This is a genomic window from Allocatelliglobosispora scoriae (genome assembly GCF_014204945.1).
GTDB lineage: Bacteria > Actinomycetota > Actinomycetes > Mycobacteriales > Micromonosporaceae > Allocatelliglobosispora > Allocatelliglobosispora scoriae.
On the sequence record NZ_JACHMN010000003.1, the window covers coordinates 2,390,110 to 2,408,460 of the forward strand.

The 18,351-nt window shown below is 72.6% G+C and carries 17 protein-coding genes; 13 read left to right on the top strand and 4 right to left on the bottom strand.

All coding sequences use genetic code 11. The features are described 5' to 3' along the window. Positions 1-57 precede the first annotated feature (57 nt). The 4 genes from ftsR (at position 58) to F4553_RS36950 (ending at position 2,943) form a co-directional block, all read left to right on the top strand. On the top strand, positions 58-759 hold the full coding sequence (ftsR, locus tag F4553_RS36935; protein ID WP_184845833.1) for a transcriptional regulator FtsR: 702 nt from the start codon (positions 58-60) through the stop codon (positions 757-759). 83 nt (positions 760-842) lie between these two features. After that, on the top strand, positions 843-1,304 hold the full coding sequence (locus tag F4553_RS36940) for a bifunctional nuclease family protein (protein ID WP_184845835.1): 462 nt from the start codon (positions 843-845) through the stop codon (positions 1,302-1,304). A gap of 228 nt (positions 1,305-1,532) precedes the next feature. Beyond that, a complete protein-coding gene (locus F4553_RS36945) occupies positions 1,533-2,123 on the top strand; it encodes a MerR family transcriptional regulator (RefSeq protein ID WP_184847409.1) in 591 nt (196 codons plus the stop codon). A gap of 154 nt (positions 2,124-2,277) precedes the next feature. After that, positions 2,278-2,943, top strand: a complete 666-nt coding sequence (locus tag F4553_RS36950; protein WP_312875535.1) for a SanA/YdcF family protein — start codon at positions 2,278-2,280, stop codon at positions 2,941-2,943. On the opposite strand, the gene F4553_RS36955 is transcribed toward F4553_RS36950, so the two are convergent. Continuing rightward, on the bottom strand, positions 2,940-3,944 hold the full coding sequence (locus F4553_RS36955) for a helix-turn-helix transcriptional regulator (protein WP_184845837.1): 1,005 nt from the start codon (positions 3,942-3,944) through the stop codon (positions 2,940-2,942). The genes F4553_RS36950 and F4553_RS36955 overlap by 4 nt on opposite strands. Positions 3,945-4,180: 236 nt before the next feature. On the opposite strand from F4553_RS36955, the gene F4553_RS36960 reads away from it, so the two are divergent. The 5 genes from F4553_RS36960 to F4553_RS36980 all read left to right on the top strand — a co-directional run bounded on the left by F4553_RS36960 (position 4,181) and on the right by F4553_RS36980 (position 8,573). Beyond that, positions 4,181-4,330, top strand: a complete 150-nt coding sequence (locus tag F4553_RS36960) for a hypothetical protein (RefSeq protein WP_184845839.1) — start codon at positions 4,181-4,183, stop codon at positions 4,328-4,330. Position 4,331: 1 nt separating this feature from the next. Then, positions 4,332-5,156 (top strand): class I SAM-dependent methyltransferase, encoded by an 825-nt coding sequence (locus tag F4553_RS36965; protein ID WP_184845841.1) that lies wholly within the window; start codon positions 4,332-4,334, stop codon positions 5,154-5,156. A 77-nt stretch (positions 5,157-5,233) separates the two neighbouring features. Next, entirely contained in the window at positions 5,234-5,650 is a 417-nt protein-coding gene (locus tag F4553_RS36970) for a Fur family transcriptional regulator (protein ID WP_246467975.1), read from the top strand. Positions 5,651-5,685: 35 nt separating this feature from the next. Further along, positions 5,686-6,078 carry a hypothetical protein gene (locus F4553_RS36975; protein ID WP_184845845.1) on the top strand — a complete coding sequence of 131 codons (393 nt, stop codon included), beginning with the start codon at positions 5,686-5,688 and terminating at the stop codon, positions 6,076-6,078. Further along, on the top strand, positions 6,078-8,573 hold the full coding sequence (locus tag F4553_RS36980; RefSeq protein WP_184845846.1) for a DUF4132 domain-containing protein: 2,496 nt from the start codon (positions 6,078-6,080) through the stop codon (positions 8,571-8,573). The genes F4553_RS36975 and F4553_RS36980 overlap by 1 nt, the downstream gene beginning before the upstream one ends. On the opposite strand, the gene F4553_RS36985 is transcribed toward F4553_RS36980, so the two are convergent. Next, positions 8,560-9,873, bottom strand: a complete 1,314-nt coding sequence (locus F4553_RS36985) for a hypothetical protein (protein WP_184845848.1) — start codon at positions 9,871-9,873, stop codon at positions 8,560-8,562. The two genes, F4553_RS36980 and F4553_RS36985, sit on opposite strands and share 14 nt — an antisense overlap. Beyond that, on the bottom strand, positions 9,870-11,120 hold the full coding sequence (locus F4553_RS36990; RefSeq protein WP_184845850.1) for a TldD/PmbA family protein: 1,251 nt from the start codon (positions 11,118-11,120) through the stop codon (positions 9,870-9,872). The genes F4553_RS36985 and F4553_RS36990 overlap by 4 nt, the downstream gene beginning before the upstream one ends. 111 nt (positions 11,121-11,231) lie before the next feature. On the opposite strand from F4553_RS36990, the gene F4553_RS36995 reads away from it, so the two are divergent. Next, positions 11,232-13,607 (top strand): ATP-grasp domain-containing protein, encoded by a 2,376-nt coding sequence (locus F4553_RS36995; RefSeq protein WP_184845852.1) that lies wholly within the window; start codon positions 11,232-11,234, stop codon positions 13,605-13,607. Between the two features lie 367 nt (positions 13,608-13,974). Here F4553_RS36995 and F4553_RS37000 read toward each other — a convergent pair whose 3' ends face one another. Continuing rightward, positions 13,975-14,340 (bottom strand): ArsR/SmtB family transcription factor, encoded by a 366-nt coding sequence (locus F4553_RS37000; protein WP_184845854.1) that lies wholly within the window; start codon positions 14,338-14,340, stop codon positions 13,975-13,977. Positions 14,341-14,624: 284 nt separating this feature from the next. On the opposite strand from F4553_RS37000, the gene F4553_RS37005 reads away from it, so the two are divergent. Genes F4553_RS37005 through F4553_RS37015 form a run of 3 tightly spaced genes read left to right on the top strand, consistent with a single transcriptional unit; the run spans position 14,625 to position 18,305 of the window. Next, positions 14,625-16,082: a hypothetical protein gene (locus F4553_RS37005; RefSeq protein WP_184845856.1), complete on the top strand. Its 1,458-nt coding sequence runs from the start codon at positions 14,625-14,627 to the stop codon at positions 16,080-16,082. Next, entirely contained in the window at positions 16,069-17,595 is a 1,527-nt protein-coding gene (locus tag F4553_RS37010; RefSeq protein ID WP_184845859.1) for a serine/threonine-protein kinase, read from the top strand. The genes F4553_RS37005 and F4553_RS37010 overlap by 14 nt, the downstream gene beginning before the upstream one ends. Then, a complete protein-coding gene (locus tag F4553_RS37015) occupies positions 17,592-18,305 on the top strand; it encodes a hypothetical protein (RefSeq protein ID WP_221470628.1) in 714 nt (237 codons plus the stop codon). The genes F4553_RS37010 and F4553_RS37015 overlap by 4 nt, the downstream gene beginning before the upstream one ends. Positions 18,306-18,351 lie beyond the last annotated feature (46 nt).

An 18,351-nucleotide genomic window follows, 5' to 3' on the forward strand; every position in this document is an offset into this window, starting at 1 on the left:
GCCCGGCGCCCCGAGCCGGTGGGGGCGTCGGCCCCGATATCGGACCCTGATGCTCTGATGAGCATCGGGGAGGTTCTCGCCGAGCTGCGTGCGGAGTTCCCCGACACGACGATCTCCAAGCTGCGCTTCCTGGAGTCGGAGGGTCTGGTGGAGCCCCGCCGCACCGCTGCGGGCTACCGGAAATACACGCGCACGGATGTCCTGCGGCTGCGCTATGTGCTCACGGCACAACGTGATCACTACCTGCCGCTGCGGGTCATCCGTGAGCAGCTCGCCGCCGGTGCCGCCGAGGAGGGCGATGACGAGCCGCCCGCGGCGGTGGTGTCGAGCATCCGCCCGGCGCTCGTGGCGCTCGGTCCGCACGACGATCCGCCGGTCATCCCGGCGGAGAAGACGGCGCGCCTGAGCGCGGTCGAGTTGTGCGCCCGGGCGGGCATCACCGAGGCGCTCCTGCGCGACCTGCAGACGCACGGGCTGATCCGGGTCACCCCGGGGGAGTGGTTCGACGCCGAGGCGCTGGCGATCGCCGAGGTCGCCGGGCAGTTCGCGGCTTATGGCGTACAACCTAGGCATTTGCGGGCATGGCGTGCCGCCGCGGACCGCGAGGTGGGCGTTGTGGCGCAGCTGGTGGCCCCGATCCTGCGCCAGCAGGACCCGTCCGCGCAGGCCAGGGCCGATGAGGCGGTGCGGGAGCTGACCGCGCTGTCGCAGCGCCTGCATTCCGCGCTCGTGCGCATTGGGCTGCGCGAGAGCCGATGACCGGCGCGTCAATGATCTCGCCTGCGAGCCTCGCCGAGGCAGCCGTGTACCGTGCAAGCTAAGGGGATGGAACGGAGGCGGCGGTGCGTGAGCTGAACGTGGTCGGAGTCAGGGTTGAACTCCCCACGAACCAACCGATCGTGCTGCTGCGCGAGGTCGACGGGGATCGTTACCTGCCGATCTGGATCGGCGCGGTGGAGGCGACGGCGATCGCCTATGAGCAGCAGGGCGTCAAGCCTGCCCGGCCGCTCACCCATGACCTGATGCGCGACGTCCTGGCGGCGCTGGAGACCCCGCTGACCGGGGTCGAGATCACCGATCTGCGCGACAGCATCTTCTTCGCCGACCTGCTCTTCGGAGAGGTCCGCGTCTCCGGGCGCCCCAGCGACGCCATCGCGCTCGCGCTGCGGGTCGGCGCGCCCATCCACTGCTCCGAGGCGGTCCTCGACGAGGCCGGGATCATCATCCCGGACGAGCAGGAGGACGAGGTGGAGAAGTTCCGGGAGTTCCTGGAGCAGGTCAGCCCGGAGGACTTCGCCTCCTGAGAGTTCTGGGGGCTTTCTGAGCTTGTGCGTGGACACGCCGACGGGCAGTCGGCGGGGACACGCACGGGTCGGCGTGTCGCGGTGTCACACCTTAGCGGCGTGTCCCGCGATTGCCTCCCCGATCGGACCCGCCCTGCGCTATAGGGTGACCCAGACTGGTCCGAATCGTGGCACCGCGTCAGCGCTGCCCGGCCGGAGTGGTCGCCTGAGAGGCGGAGGTTGAGCATGATGCACGAGCCGCAGACTGTCGAGCCGAGCGCTGTCGATCCTGGTGCCGAGGAAGACGGCGCCGTCGGCTACCGCGGGGTGACCGCCTGCCACGCGGTCGGCATCAGTTACCGCCAGATCGACTACTGGGCGCGCACCGGGCTGGTGGTGCCGAGTGTGCGGGACGCGACCGGCTCCGGGACGGCCCGCCTCTACTCCTTCCGCGACCTGGTGGTCCTCAAGGTCGTCAAGCGCCTGCTCGACGCCGGGGTCTCCCTGCAGAACATCCGCAAGGCGATCGAGACCCTGCGCTCGCACGGCGTGGACGACCTCGCCGGGATCACCCTCATCTCCGACGGGACCACCGTTTACGAGTGCCGCTCCGCCGAGGAGGTCGTCGACCTGCTCCAGGGCGGTCAGGGCGTCTTCGGCATCGCCATCGGCGGCGCCTTCAAGGAGATCCAGGGCTCGCTGTCGCACCTGCCCGGGGAGCGTGCGGGCGACGCCGTCGACCAGGCACCGCCGTCGGTCTTCGAGCCGGTCGGCGCCGCCTCGGCGGCCGGCATGGTCGACGAGCTCGCCGAGCGCCGCGCCCGGCGCCGAGCGGTCTGACCTCAACGCAGCGTTTTCCCGCATGATCGCGTTATTTCGCTGAAAGCCGCCCTTCCGCTCCTATCGGAGGGCGCTGTTCCGGGGAGATGACGCGATCATCCAGCCGGTGTTAGGCGGGGCGCCCGATAACGCGCTCATCGGGCATGATGGGCGGGTGCGACGCCTTCTGCGAATATTCACGCTGCGCCGGCTCCTGATGGTCGTGATCCTCGTCGTCTCGGTGGGGTTCGTGAGCGGCCTGTGGGTCCGGGTCAACGCGATCGGGCACGTCTACAGCGAGCAGGACGTGCCGTCCGCCCCCGTCGCCCTGGTCCTCGGTGCGAAGGTCGAGCCGAGCGGCGAGCCGTCGGGGTTCCTGCTGGCCCGGCTCGAGATCGCGCAGCGGCTGCTCGCGGCGGGCAGGGTGCGGGTGGTCCTCGTCTCCGGTGATCACGGTGCCTACGTCTATGACGAGAGCGGCACGATGCGCCGCTGGCTGATCGATCGGGGCGCGCCGGCGCAGCAGGTCGTCGCCGACCATGCCGGGTTCGACACCTACGACTCGTGCCAGCGCGCGAAGCGGATCTTCGGGGTCGACCACGCGATCGTGATCACCCAGAGCTACCACATCAAGCGGGCCGTCTCGGTCTGCCGGGCGGCCGGGATCGAGACCGACGGGGTGGGCGACGACACCGCCCGGGTCTTCACGCCGTACTGGCGGCACGCCTTCATCCGCGAGCAGGGCGCCGACGTGAAGGCGCTGTGGGATGTGCTCTCCCACCGCGATCCGGTCTTCCTGGGGCGTCACGAGACCGATGTCGAGGACGCCCTGAAGGGCTAGTCGATCCAGCCGAGCTTCACCGCGCGGATCCCGGCCTGGAAGCGGCTCTCCGCACCCGACCGCTGCATCAGGTCGCTGATGGTGCGGCTGATGGTGCGCAGCGAGACGCCGAGGGTGCGGGCGATCTTCTCGTCCTTCAGCCCGGCCGCGAGCATCCGCAGGATGACGAGTTCCTGCTGGGTGGGGGCCTGGTCCTCGGCATCGAGCGGGATCGTGTCGTGGCTCTCCGCGTTCTGCCAGCAGAAGTCGAAGACCGAGAGCAGGCTGCGGACGAAGACCTCGCCATCGATCATGATGGCTCCGGCGCGGCCGTTGTCCGGGTCGATCGGGATCACCGCCCGGCGGCCATCGAAGATCAACATCCGCAGGGGTACGACGTGGGCGACCCGGATGTCGTAGCCGAGCGAGTGCAGCCCCCGCAGGTGCTCGGCCATGTAGGGCAGCACCGCGACCCGCCGCTGGTAGAGCGTGCGCAGCCGCAGCCCCCGTTCGGCGAGCTGCCGGTTGCGTTCCTGCCCCTCGACGAGCAGGTGCGGCGAGGGCGCCGGGCCCGGGTGCATCGAGACGAGTTCGGTGCGGGTCAGGTCGGTGGCGCTGTCGAGGTAGGCGGCGACGCGGCGCAGATCGGTCATCACCTCGACCTCCAGCTCGTGCCGGGCACCGACGCCGAGCGGCAGATACTGGGCGACGATCTGCTCCAGGTGCTCGTGCATCCCGGCGATCCGGTCGCGGTAGAGGTCCAGCTCGTGCCGCCCGGTGGTGAGGGCGCGCACGATCGCGACCTCCGGGCTGACGTGGATCGTCGCGTCCGGGTCCAGCTCGGCGGCGGTGACCAGACCCAGCCGTTGCAGGTGCTTCTCGGCGAGGCGGGTCTCCTCGGGGGTGAGGCCGAGCTCGATCGCGGCGAGGGCGAGGGTGTGCGTACCCGGCTGGCGCATCTGGCGATAGAGAGCCACGGCGAGGTCGCCGGTGAGCCGGTCCTCGCCTCGCGTCATCCCCATTGATTCCCCCCTCGCGCGGGCTCAAGAATAGGGGTGTCACGGCCATGACCTGCAACTACTGTGGTTAAACGGACATTGGGGCGCACCACGCGGGCCGGCTCCTGTCCGGTTCACGCCATGGCGCGTTCGCGCAGCTCCACAGGCATGTCAATGCCTGTCTGAGCCCCTCATGATTCAAGCGATCGTCTGATAGCCGCAACGGGGGCTGGCGATCCGGGCAGTAGAGGGAGCTAAACATGTCTCGATTCACGGTGAAGGCCATCCGGGCGCTGTGTGCCGCGTTGTTCCTGGTGGCGCTAGGTTCCGGAGCCGCCGCGGGCACGGGGACCACCGCCCACACGGCGGGCGGCGGCCAGGCCACCACCAACGACGTGTGGTGCTGCTGACATGTCCGCCGTCATGACGCCGCCGCTCGCGGCCGAGACCGCCTGGCTGCCGGGGCTCGAATCGGTGGAGCCGCACGGCGAACCCGACCAGGCCCTCGCCGAGCGGCTGCTCGGCCCGCACAGCGCGGACGTCGTGGCATTTCTGCGGTTGGCGCGGGCGGCCGGCGGGCCGGTTCTGGACCTGGGGTCCGGCGACGGCCGCCTCGCCCTGCCGCTGGCCCGCCTCGGCTTCGACGTGACCGCCGTCGACCGGTGCGAGGCGAGCGTCGAGCGGCTGCGGCTGCGCTTCGACCGGGCTCGGCGCCGCCGCGCGGCCTTCGGTGACGTCACGGCCGTCGCCGCCGAGATGACAACCACCCCGGGGGTACGCCGACCGGGGCTGATCATGCTCGCCGGCGGTGTGATCGCGGCACTCGACGACGCCGGGCGCGCCCGGTTGCTCGCCGAGGCGGCGCAGTGGCTGCGGCCGGGCGGGCTGATCGCGTTCGACCACACCCGGCACGACCCGTGTGCGGTCGAGGCGGACCCGGTCCGGTGGTGGAGCTTCACGGTGCCCCGGTACGACGGGGTGGTGCAGAGCGTCCTGGCCCGGCAGGAGATCGACCCGGGTGCGCGGACGGAGACGATCCACTACGACAGCCACGAGTCCGACGGGCACGGGCTCACCCGGCGGGCGGGGTGGCGTACCACCAAGCATCTCATCGACCCCGCGACCCTCGCCGCGGACCTGCGCCGCGCGGGGTTGCGCGCGGTCCGGCGCCGCGCGGTGACCGTGGGCACCGGCTGCCGCAGCGTCCTCGTCGTCTGCGAGCGCCGCGCGGATTGACCCCACGATCGCCGCAACTCTTCAAGAGTTGGTCCTAAGGGCTATGCTCGTGGTCATGTCAAAGAATTGGCGTGACCATGTCTAGTGCCACCGAGAGTGCGACGGCGACGAGCCCGGTGGAGCTGCTGCGCGAGGCGGGCCTGCGGGTCACCTCGCAGCGCCTCGCCGTGCTCGCGGCGCTCGCCGAGGGGCACGTCGACGTGGAGACGCTGACGGCGCGGGCCCGCGAGCGGCTCGGCACCCTCAGCAGCCAGGCCGTCTACGAGATGCTGCAGCGCTTCGTCGAGGTGGAGCTGGTCCGCCGGTTCCACCCGCCGACCGGGCCGATCGTCTTCGAGCTCGACATGGACGCCCACGACCACGCCGTCTGCACCGCCTGCGGCCGGATCGAGAACGTGCCGGCCACCTCCCGGCGGCCGCCGACCCCGCCCGGCTGGTCGGTGCGGGAGACGGTCCACATCGGCACCTGTCCGGCCTGCCACCTGCACGTCTGAGATGTTGTCGGTGGGCACCCCTAAGCTTCGCGGCCATGGCCATGGTGACGTTTGTCGACGAGACGACATCGGGTGATCGCGCCGAGGCGTGGCACCTGGAGATCTTCGAGGAGCAGCTCGCGCTGCGGGAGGTGATCCGGCGGCGGGTCTTCCAGGAGGTCGCCGAGCACAACGCCGGGTCCGCCCTGGTCTTCCGCGGCCTGGTGCAGCCCACCGCCACCGAGCGCACCCGCAACGGGTTCCAGCTGCGCGAGCCGCGCCGGGTCGACGCCGAGAAGCAGGTCGCGCGGGCGCTGGAGGCATTCTCCCGCAACGGGTTCGTCGTCCTCGTCGACGACCGCCAGGTCGAGGAGCTCGACGCGGTGCTGGACCTGCGGCTCGGCACCGAGATCACCTTCCTCAAGCTCGTCCCCCTGGTGGGTGGCTGATGACCATGACCTACATCGAGCGGCGGGCGGAGATCAAGTCGCTGATCCGCGAGGGTGACCTGAAGCTGCTCGCCGACCGGTTGGTCGCCCTGGCCGCTGTCACCCCGGGCCACTGGGGCGGCCGCACCGACAACATCGCCAAGGAGCTCGGCGTTTTGGCGGAGGCCGACCGCTGCGAGCTCCTCCTGGATGTCGTCGCGCGGGTCCAGGCGATCGACGACCACGACAGCCAGGACGGGCTGGGCCAGCTCATCGACGCCATCGGCGGCACCTTCAGCTCGGCCATGTCGCCGGACGCGGCCGAGGCCCTGCTCGCCATGATCGCCCGGCACGCCGGGCACTACCCCGGCGGTCAGCTCGTTCAGTACGCGGGAGTGCTGCGGCGAGCCGGGCGCCCGCTGACCGACGAGGCGATCGCGGTCATCCGGCGGACCGCCCACGGCCATTACAGCCAGGGCGCCGACCTCGGCAAGCTCGCCGCTTCGCTGACCTCGCCGCCGCTCAACTGCGGCGAGCCCTGGGCCGACCGGGTCAACGCCGACCTGCCGGGGCTCGATGTGGCCTGGATCGGACTGCTCGCCCACGCCGCGACCGCCACCAGCGCGAAGCCGTCGGCCAAGTGGGAGCGGCAGGGGCGGGACCTGCTCGCCATCGTCGGCGAGGAGACCGCGGCGGAGAAGCTGCTGGAGTGGCTCGCCCTGGTCGGCCGCCCGCGCACGCTGCGGTTGATCCGCCGGGAATACGAGGCGGAGATCAATGACGCCTTCGACGCGTTCAACGCCACCGCGCTGCGCGGGCTGATCTGGCTGACCGCCTTCCTGCCGCCGCAGCCGGAGATCGCCCGGACCCTCGGCGGACTCGTCGAGACCTCGCTGCGCAAGGTCGCCGGGCTCGGGCCGCGCAACCCCAAGACCGCCAACGCCGCCGTTCTCGCCCTGTCCCGCATCGAGTCCGACGCGGCGCTCGCCCAGATCGCGCGGCTCGCGTCGCGGGTGACCTACAAGGGCACGCTCAAGGAGCTCAACGCGGCTCTCGACAAGCGTGCGGTGCAGCTCGGCCTCACCCGCGACGAGGTGGAGGAGCTGGCGGTGCCGACCTACGGACTGACCGAGGTGGGGCGCCGGGTCGAGGTGTTCGGCGACGCGAGCGCGGAGGTGATCATCGACGGCGGCGGGGTGGCCGTCGTCTGGCGGTCGGCGGCGGGCAAGACCGTGAAGTCGCCGCCCGCCTCGGTGAAGGCCGACCACGCCGACGAGCTGCGCGAGCTCAAGGCCGCGGTGAAGGACATCGAGAAGATGCTCTCCGCCCAGTCCGACCGGCTGGACCGGCAGTTCCTGGCCCGGCGGGTCTGGGAGCTGCCCGCCTGGCGCGAGCGCTACCTCGACCACCCCCTGCTCGGCACCCTGGCCCGCCGCCTCATCTGGATCGTCGGCGAGGTGCCGTGCGCCTACGCCGACGGTGCGCTGCGCGGCGTGGACGACGCCCCGATCGAGGCGCCCGACGACGCGACGGTGCGGCTGTGGCACCCGATCGGCCGCGAGGTCGACGAGGTGGTCGCCTGGCGGTCGTGGCTGGAGCGGCACGGCATCACCCAGCCCTTCAAGCAGGCCCACCGCGAGGTCTACCTGCTCACCGCCGCCGAGGAGCGCACCGGCGTCTACTCCAACCGCTACGCCGCGCACGTGCTGCGCCAGCACCAGTTCCACGCGCTCACCGCCGCGCGGGGCTGGCGCAACCGGCTGCGGCTGATGGTCGACGACACCTACCCGCCGGCGACGCGGGAGCTGCCCGAGTGGGGGCTGCGGGCCGAGTTCTGGGTGGAGGGGATCGGCGACGACTACGGCACCGACACCACCGAATCGGGCAGCTACCTGCGGATCGCCACCGACCAGGTGCGGTTCTATCCCGTCGCCGCGCCGGAGAACCACGCGCACGCGAGCGGCGGCGGCTACGAGCAGTGGGTGCACCAGGACGCCGAGCCCACCGACCCGCTGCCGCTCGACCGGATCCCGCCGCTCGTCCTCAGCGAGGTGCTGCGCGACGTCGACCTCTTCGTCGGCGTCGCCAGCGTCGGCAACGATCCGACCTGGCAGGACGGCGGCCCCGAGGGACGGTTCCGGGAGTACTGGACGAGCTACAGCTTCGGCGACCTCAGCGCGACCGCCGAGACCCGCCGGGACCTGCTCACCCGGCTGGTGCCCCGGCTCGCCATCGCGGACCGGGCCACCGTGGACGGCCGCTTCCTCGTGGTCCGCGGCGACCTGCGCTCCTACAAGATCCACCTGGGTTCGGGGAACATCCTGATGACCCCCAACGACCAGTATCTGTGCATCGTGCCGAAGCAGTCCGCCGACGCGGGCGCGGGCGGGCTCTTCCTGCCGTTCGAGGGGGACCGGGTGCTCGCGGTGATCCTCAGCAAGGCGATGCTGCTGGCGAAGGACACGGCGATCACCGATCCGACCATCACCCGGCAGCTGCGGATCACCCCAGCCTGAGCCGCAGCCGGGCGCCGGGAGCGGTGAGCAGCGTGGCGGCGTCGGCCCCGGCCAGGTCCAGCAGGAACCTGGCCGGGCCGGCCACCCCGTGCACGCCGGCCAGCAGGTCGGTGACGGTGATGGCGAGCAGCCCGCGTACGGGATGGGTGCGGCCGCCGGTGATCCGGCCGCCGGTGAAGCCCGCGTGGATCGTGTCGCGGTCGGCACCGCCGAGGGCGGCGTCGTGCAGCTCGTCGATGCGCAGGCAGTCGCCGGGCGGTGCCTGATCGCCGTGGCGGGCGAGCATGAGGTTCGTCGCCGGGCCGGTCCTGCCGCGCGGCGGCTGGTGACGGCCCCGGTCGATGAGCAGACGCCGCGCGGTGCGGAAGCCGTCGGTGTCGAATGTGGACGACAGCGGTCCGGTCCGGTGCCACGGGTCGTCCACCAGGGTGACCGCGCTCGCCGGGGCGGGGCGCGAGTGCCCGGCGCCCGGCGCGTCCTCGATCGGCGCGACGCTCGCGGCTGCCTTCTGCTGCTCCCCCGATAGGACCAACTCTTGAAGAGTTGCGGCGATCTTGGGGCCGGGGCCGGGACCGGAAGTTGGAGCGGGACCGGGGGTTGGAGTGGGGGAGAGCAGGCGTGGGGTCAGCAGGGTGAGGAGGCGGGCCGTGGCGGCGGGGGACCAGGTGACGAGGTCCGGCTGAAGGGGACTCGACCAGGGTTTGCCGGTCGCGAGGGCGGCGAGGGCCGCGGCGGCGATCTCGGCGGGATCGAGATCGGCGGGGTGGCGGGCGAAGCCGCCGGTGATCGTGACCGCGCCGGCCGGGGTGGTGAGGCGGGCGTGCAGCCAGGCCCTCGTCGTCTCCTCGACCACCGCCATGCCCGCCGTGTCGGTGCGGCGGGACGTCTCGCGGGCCGTGTGCGCCCGGACCGTCCAGCGCAGATCCGGCACGGTCGCGGCCGCCAGCAGCGAGGCGAGCGCGGTGACCTGGTCCGCGACCTCGGCCGGGGTGAAGGGGCGGGGGTCGGCGAAGTCGTGCGACTCGGCGGTCTCCGGCGGTGCCGGCGGCCGCACCCGGCCGGGCACCACCGCGGCGGCGGCCCGGGTGACGGCGAGGCGCAGCGCGTCGGCACCGGCGTCGGTGGTGGTGGCCCGGCCGGTCCCGCCGGTCGTGGCGACGCCGGCCTCGGCCCGGTGCCGGTGCCGGGTGGTGCTGGTCCGGTGGCCGCCGGAGGTCGCCGTGACCTCGACGATCTCGCCGGTGACGAGCCGGAGCCAGCCGTGGGCGTCCTTCGGTACGCGAGCGAGCGGGGCGGTCATCCGAGCACCCGGCGGCCCAGGACGAGGGTGGGTGCGCCCATCGAGACCCGGGCGGCCTGGCCGTGCTTCACGCAGATCGCCGGGGTCATCGTCAGGTCGTCGCCGATCGCGGTGATCCCGGCGAGCAGGTTGGCCGGGGCACCGCTGAACTGCACGGGCGCGATCGGTCCCAGTGCGACACCGTCGCGGGCATAGGCGACCAGGGACGCCGTGAAGGTCAGCTTCCCGGAGACCGGGTCGGGCTGACCGCCGCTGAGGCTGGTGCAGATGAGCGCCTCCGGCATCCCGGCCAGCAGTTCGCTGGTGGAGTGCTGCCCGGCCATCGCGTAGGTGGTGGTCATCCGGGCCAGCGGGATCGAGCCGAAATCGGCGCAGCGGCCGTTGCCCCGGGGCTCCTCCGCCAGGGCGGCGGCGGTGGCCCGGGTGTGCAGCAGTCCGGTGAGCTCCCCCGCGCGGACCAGGGTCGTGGGCTCCGATGCCACGCCCTCGTCGTCATGGCGCTGACCGGCCCAGCTGCTGGTGGCGGAGGGGTCGTCGACGAAGGTGAGGTCCTCGGGTCCGATCCGGTGCCCGCGCAGCGCGCCGAGGGTGTCGTCGTGGCCGAGCACGTTGTCGGCCTCCAGCCCGTGGCCGAGCGTCTCGTGCAGGAAGAAGCCCGAGGCCATGCCGCCCAGCACGATCGGCACCGGGCTGTCGGGGAGCGGACCGGGGCGCAGGTGCCAGGCGGCTCGGGCGGCGGTACGCGTGATCGCGGTGAGCAGGCGGGTCCGGTCGGGTTCGGTGCCGCTCGGGCGGGCCACGGCACAGGAGGCGGTCGCCGTCGCCGAGCCCTCGGTCGCCTCGACCGCCATCGTGACCCGGAGGCGCCGGCGCAGCTCGCGGATGGCGGGGGCACCGGCGGGGGTGATGACGACGTGCTGCGTCTGGCGGCGTACCCAGATGGTGGTCCTGGAGATGCGCGGGTCGGCGGCGCGGGCGGCTTCGGTGAGCGCCGCGGCGGTCGCGCGCCAGCGGGTGATGAGGGCGGCGAGATCGGGGCCCGCGCGCTGCGGGACCACGTCGGGCGGGAGCCCGGCGGCGTCGGCGCAGGCGAGCGTGATGTTGCCGGCGCCGTCGATCTGGCGCAGTCCGGCGCCGCTGACCAGGTCGGATCCGGCCTCGACGAGCGTGCCGTCGCGGAAGGCGACCGCGTCGTAGTAGGTGTGCTCGGCGAACCTGGTCCCGAGTATGCCGGTGGTGTTGGTCATCGTCTTGCCCCTCTGCCGGCTCTATCTCCCTGCCCACCAGCGGTGTTAGGTTAGACCAAAGATTTGGTGATGCCAAAACAATGTGTCGTCCCCACCCCCGGGAGCCCCGCGATGTACCTCGACCACCTCGACGGCGCGCACCTCGTCGTCCTCCACCGGCACGGTGGTGACCAGGCGCGCTACGACGACTACGTCGACCACCGGCGCGCCCGGCTCACCTACGTCACCACCGCGTCGGCGCTGCCGGGAGTGGGCGCAGGCGCCGCGCGGACCGTCGTCGTGGCCGAGACCGCCGGGGTGGAGCAGGTGCGCGCGGCGCTCGCCGAGCCCATCGCCGCGCTCGGCCGGCCGAGCGCCGTCATCGCCCTGCACGAGCTGGACCTGCTCACCGCCGCCGAGCTGCGGGCCGACCACGCCCTGCCCGGCCTGCGCGCGGGCGACCTCGCACCCTTCCTGGACCCGTCGCGCCTGCTCGCCGCCGTCGAGGCGCTCGGGCTGCGGGTGCCCTTCCACCGGCTCGCCGGCTCCACCGAGGAGATCGAGGAGCTCGCCGCCGCGACCGGCTGGCCCGTCGTGGTGCAGCCCATCCGCCCCGGCTCCCCGTCCGTCCGCCTCGACGACCCCGACGCCCTCGGCGACATCGAGGTCGGTGCGGAGCGGCCGTTGCTCGTCCGGGAGCACCTCGACCAGCCGATCTACCACGCGGACGGGATCTTCGACGGCGTCCGGCTCGGACCGTGGCGGCTCTCCGCCTATGTCAGCCTCCCCGGGACCGGCCCCGTCGGCTCGGTCGAGATCGACGACCCCGACCTGATCGGCGCCGCCGGTGACTACCTCCAGCAGCTCGTGCCGGGGCTGTCCAAGCAGCCCTGGGTCTTCCACGTCGAGTTCTTCCGCCGGGGCGGGCAGATCACCTTCCGCACCGCGAACCACGGCTGCGGCGACGGCGAGATCCCGGCCGTCTGGCGCGAGGTCCACGGCGTGGACCCGCTGGAGCTCGCCTTCGCCCTGCAGTGCGCCGCCGTCCCCGAGCTGCCCGCGCTCGGCGACCTCGTCGGCGGGTCGCTCCTCGTCCCCGCGCCGGGACCGCGGCCGTGCCGGGTGACCAGGACCCGGTCGATGATCTACCGCGCCGACGGCCCCTACGCCGAGGCGCTGCCGCCCGAGGGCACCGTGATCACCGGCGCGGAGAGCCCCGGCGGGCGGTTCCGGTTCTTCGGCACCGGCACCGCCGAGGTCGTCCGCCGCATCCGAGCCACCGCCGAGGCATACGCGGTCGAGACCGAGTACGCACCCCGCGTCGCCATCCTCGGCGGCCCGCCCCGGCTCGTCGAGGCGGCGCTGGAGCTCGGCGCCCGCGTCGTGCACGTGCCCGACGGTGCGGGGACCCCCGGCGGGACGGCGCTCCCCGTCGACCTGCGCGACACCGCCGCCGTCGTCGCCGCGATCGAGGCCGAGCACCGTCGGGATCCGTTCCAGGCGGTGCTCTCCGGGACCGAGGACGGCCTCGTCGCCGCCGCGCTCGCCACCCAGCGGCTCGGCCTGCCCGGGACGTCCCCGGCGGCGGTGTGGCTGCTCAAGGACAAGAGCCTGCTGCGCGGGGTGCTCGCGCTCGCCGGGCTCAGCCCGGTGCGTACCGCCACCGTCACCAGCGCCGACGAGCTCGCCGCCTTCGCCCGCTTCATCGATGGACCCGTCATCGTCAAGCTGGTCGACGGGCGGGGTGGCCGAGGCGTGCGGCGGCTCGACACCGAGGCCGGCGCCGCGGATGCCTGGGCCGAGGCGTCCCGGGGCGCCGGGGACCGGATGCTCGCCGAGGAGTTCCTCGTCGGACCGGAGCTCGCCGTGGAGACGTTCAGCGCCGGCGGGCGGCACACCGTGGTGGCAGTCGCCGAGAAGCTGGTCGGGCCGGACTTCACCGACAGGGGATATGCGCTGCCGGCTCGGCTCGATCCGGAGGTGCGCGAGCGGGTCGTCGAGCTGACCGTACGCCTGCTGAACCTGGTCGGGCTCGCGGACGGGCCCAGCCATACCGAGATCAAGGTGACACCGCAGGGGTTGCGGATCATCGAGTCGCACAACCGGACCTGCGGACCGGCGATGGCGGAGCTGGTGCGGCGGGTCTACGGGGTGGACCTGCTGGAGCTGGCGGTGGGGTGGCCGCTGGGGCTCGTCGAGTGGGGGCACTCGATGCCGGCGGGGCTGGGAGCGGCCGCGGTGCGGACGGTGGTCCCGTCGGTGGAGGCGCCCACGGCAGGTGCGGCTTCGGCGGGTGCGGCTTCGGCTGGAGTGGTGCGGTCGGTGCGGGCGCCGGGGGAGCTGCCGGGGGTGGAGGTGCGGATCCCTGCCTCGGTCGGAGAGGTCGTGCGGCGGGCTACGGATCGGGGCTGCGGCGAAGTATGGGCGGTCGGGGCTGACACCGCGCAGGCCGTCGAGCGGGTGGAGTCCGCGTTGGCGCAGGTGGAGGTCGTGGTCGAGCCGCAGTAGGCGGGTTCGGAGCGCTGCTTGCGAGCGCGACGCCCGGCGTGCCCCCTTCCGTCACGCTTCCCCCGTCACGCTTCCCCCTCACGCTTTGCAGCAAAGCGTGCCCATTCCTGCGACGAGGCAACGGTTTGCTGCACAACGCGGCCGACAAACGCGGCAGCGCCGTGCACTGCCGCACAGCGTGGCCGATAAACGCGGCAGCGCCGTGCATTGCTGCACCTCGTGACGAGGGCCCGCCCGTTAGCACCAACTCTTGAAGAGTTGGTGCTAAATGGCGGGCTTGATCACGCACGTTCCGGGAAGTAGGCCCTTCGGCGGCGCTGGGAGGGGCCAGCTTCCGGGAAATAACGCGATCAAGCGCCGACGAGGGCTACGGAGCCGCGGCCAGGACGGTGGAGAGAGCGGCCAGGCGCGTCCGGTTTGCCCGGTAATAGACCCAGGTGCCGCGGCGCTCGCTGTCGACCAGGCCCGCCTCGCGCAGCACCTTCAGGTGGTGGGAGATGGTGGGTCCGGAGAGGTCGAACGCCGGGGTGAGGTCGCACACACAGATCTCCCCGGCCTCCTCGGACGCGATCATGGAGAGGAGCTGCAGCCGGACCGGGTCGCCGAGGGCCTTGAAAGCCGGTGCCAGCTCGGCCGCGGCCGCGGGTGCCACGGCGGAGGTCGCCAACGGCGCGCAGCACGGCTCGGCGGCCGCGCGGGCGGGGGCTTCCATGGTCAGGGACTGCTTCGACATGCCTCTAGCTTGACAGGTCTCGAAACAGGCAGCAAGGCGGGTGGGCGTACCGGCTGATTCTTTGGATCTTGACCTGCATTTATGACCTTTGGGTGCAGTCTTGTGCTCTTCGGGCCAATGACGTTCTGGCACAGTGGATGTAACGTGTCGTCCCGGCGGGGGGAACCCGCCCGTTGATCGGCGTCTCGGGCTGAGACTGTCGACTGTGGAGTGGACGGCTGAGGTTGGCTGAGATAACGACCTACTCGGGGCACGGCTGTACGGGGCTGGTGGGTCAGCAAGTGGTGGCACTGGTGCGATGCGACCCGTTGGACGACCTGGTCACGGCGATGTGGCCGTGCGTGGCGCAGGGCGATCTGCCGACGCTCCTCATCGCACTGATGGGGCGGTTGGCGAATCTGCCGGACTTCGCGCTGGTCCAGATTCACGACCGCCGGGCCGTGGTGCTCGCCCGCGGCGCGATGCAGGTGCAGGTCCTCGTCGGCGACCAGCTCGTGCAGACGATCGCGGCCGGTGCGGTGACGACGTGGCACGAGGATTCGTTCGAGCGGGCCGACCGGGTGCGCATCGTCGGGCCGGTGTCCGGCGCAGCACCGGCGCTGCCGCTGGTCGGCGGGGTGGTCGCGGCGAGCCAGCTCGACCATCCGATCGTCTGGGGTGCGACGGCCGCACTGGTTGCGGCACAACCGAGCGCGGCACAACCGAGCGCGGCACAGCCGAGCGCAGCGTCGGCGGGGTGGCCCGGCCAGCTGTCCGCAGCGGAGGCGCCTGCCGTGCAGCCTGCGCCGCAACCCCTCTGGCCCGTGGTGGCCCCGCCGGTGGAGCCGCAGCGGCCGCCGGCGCCCGCACAGGCCGCACAGGCCGCCCAGTCGGCGCCGGTCGCGCGACCCCTGTCGGCGACGCCGCCCCCGCCCCTCGCACCGCCGGTGCCGGCGACGCCGTCCGTGCCCGTGGGGTCGGCCCCGCCGGCCGCGTCGCTGACCACGGGCACCTGGGACGACCGGGTGGACGTGGAGTTCTCCTCGCCAGGTCAGGCCGCGGACCCGTCCGGCCTGACCGCCGATCCCGCGGTCGCCGGGTGGCAGCCGGAGCTGCGGGGCATCCTGCCCGACCGGCCCGCCCTCGCCGACTGGCCCTCCGCCACACCGAGCCCGCCGGTCGCGCCGCCGGTCGCGCCGGTGCCCGCGCTGCACGTGCCGCTGCTCCCGGATGAGCTGCGGCGCAGCGCCACCCGGGGCGGCGACACCGACATGGCGATCCGCGTACCCGTCAAGGGCCGGTCCTTCGCCGCGGTGCGCTGCCCGAAGCTGCACCTGAACCCGCCCGCGACGCCCTCGTGCCGGATCTGCCACCTGCCGCTGGACCCCGACGACGAGCCGATCGGCGTGGCGCAGCCGTCCGTGGGGCACCTGCGCCGCTTCGACACCGGCGAGCGCTGGGAGCTCAACCGCCCCGTCATCATCCTGGGGCGCGACCCGGGCAGCGGCAGCAGCCTGGAGCGGCTGGTGGTGAAGCTGTCCGGGGTGAGTTCCCGGGTGGCGGGGCTGCACGCCGAGATCCGGCTCGACGGGTGGCGGGTCGAGGTCGTCGACCTGTCCGGCCAGAGCACCCAGATCATCAACCCGGACGGCCGCACGCTGCGCCTGGAGCCCAATTCCCCCATGCGTTTGCTGGAGAAGGGCCGGATCGTGCTCGCCGGCGAAGTGACTCTGACGTTCGAGGTGGCCAATGACAACGCCTGAGAGCCAGCCGCCGGCGATCGACGGCTATCGCCACGTGGGCTACCTGGGGTCGGGTGGCTTCGGCGAGGTGCACCACTACCAGCACGTCGGCACCGACGCGGCGGTCGCGATCAAGATCCTCCGCGATGGTGCGCTCGCGGCCGGCGGAGCGCAGCAGCTGCTGCAGGAGGCGCGGGCGCTGGGCCGCCTCTCGGCCTCGGGGCCGCACCCCAACATCGTCGCCGTGCAGGACGTCGGCGTGGTCCGGGGGCGCCCCTACCTGGTGATGGAGCTGTGCGCGGGCGGGAGCTGGGCGACGCAAATCACCGACCACGGCCGGATCTACCCCTCGGTGGTGCTCAGCGTCGGCATCCAGATCGCCGGTGCGCTGCACCTCGCGCACGAGGCGGGCATCGTGCACCGCGACATCAAGCCGGGCAACATCCTGCTCGGCGCCAGGGTCGGCGGCCACGGCATCCCCAAGCTCGCCGACTTCGGCATCGCCGCGCAGACCGCCGAGGAGGTCAGCCGCGGGTCGGTCTGGCTGTCGCGCGACTACGCGGCGCCCGAGGTGGTGCTGTCGCGCGGCGCCGACCGCATGTCGGACATCTTCTCGCTCGCGGCCACGCTCTACCACGCGCTTTCCGGCAATTCGTGGGTACGCCGACCCGGCGGCGACAACTCCGTCGAGGCCCTGGAGGAGCGGATCATCGCGGGCCGGGTGCCGCCGATCGCGGGCAACGACGTGCCGGAGGAGCTGCAGTGGCTGATCCGCTCCGCGATGCACGCCGACCCGAAGGTGCGGGCCCGCAACGTCGCCACCGCCCGGGACTTCGCGCTGCGGTTGCAGGACATCCAGATCCGCGAGGGCTACGACCGGACGCTGGTGCCGATCGGCGACGCCGTGACGCTCGTACCGGATCTCCCCGACTTCACCGCCCCGCCCGTGGTGGCCGCCGTCCGGGAGACGCCGCCGCCGATCGTCATCCCCGACTACGACTCGGTCCCGTTCGACTCCATCGCGATGGAGTCCGCCCCGCCGAAACCGCCGCGCGACGACCGGGCCGACACCGAGCGGGCCCGGCCCATCCCGGCTGCCCCGGCCGAGGAGCCGACCCGCGACCAGCCCCGGCGGCGCGGCCTGCGCCGGGTGGCGCTGATCGCCGCGGCGGTGCTGGTCGTCGGCGGTGGCGTGGTCGCCGCCAACCTGCTGGGGGAGCCCGATACCGGCCCGTCGACGACGGTGACCCGGCCACCCGCCGACGGCGGTGCGGTGCCCAACGCCGATGTGCTGCCGGTCCCGGTGGTCGCCGCCCGCAACGACGCCGCGGGTGTTCCCACCTTCACCTGGACCTACTCGCCGACCGACCCGGGTGACCGGTTCAACCTCCAGCAGGAGGGCCAGGCCAAGGCCCAGATCCTGACCGAGGCGAAGTGGACGCCGAGCGCCGATGCGGGCAAGGGCGTCTGCATCCGGGTGAGCGTGATCCGCAACGGCCGGCTGGGCACCCCGAGCGAGCGGTTCTGCGCGTGAGCTCCGCGACCGTGCTCTTCTGCGGTGAGCAGTACGACGTGGACCCGCCCGCGTCGCTGGTGATCGGCCGGGACGCCGACATCAGCGTCGACGACAACCGGTTCCTGCACCGGCGGTTCCTGGAGGTGCTCAGCGTCGAGGGGATCTGGCTGCTGCGCAACATCGGCACCCAGCTCACCGCGACCGTCTCGGACCCGCACGGGCTGATCCAGGCCTGGCTGGCGCCGGGTGCGCAGGTGCCGCTCGTCGGCGTGCGGACCATCGTGTATTTCACGGCCGGATCCACCACCTACGACCTTGAGATCGTGCTGGAGGAGCCGCCGTTTACGCTCACCCCGGCGGTGTCGCAGGACGAGGGCGCCGCTCCGGGCTTCACCACGGTCGGCGGGATGACCCTGTCGGCGAAGCAGAAGCTGGTGATCCTGTCCCTGACCGAACGAGCACTGCGGCGCGGTGATCGCAGCGCCACCTCGATCCCCAGCTCGAAGCTGGCGGCGCAGCGGCTCGGCTGGACGCTGGTGGCGTTCAACCGCCAGCTCGACAACCTGTGCCAGAAGCTCTCGGCGATGGGCGTGCGCGGACTGCACGGCGACGCGGAGAATCTGGCGGCCAACCGGCGGGCCCGGCTCGCCGAATACGCGTTGGCGATCCGCCTGGTCAGCCGGGCTGATCTGCCCCTGCTCGACAGTGCGCAACCGGCCGATGAGTGACGAGTGAGGGGAGTCTTCCCCATTGACGCCCGGGGTCGACGACCGA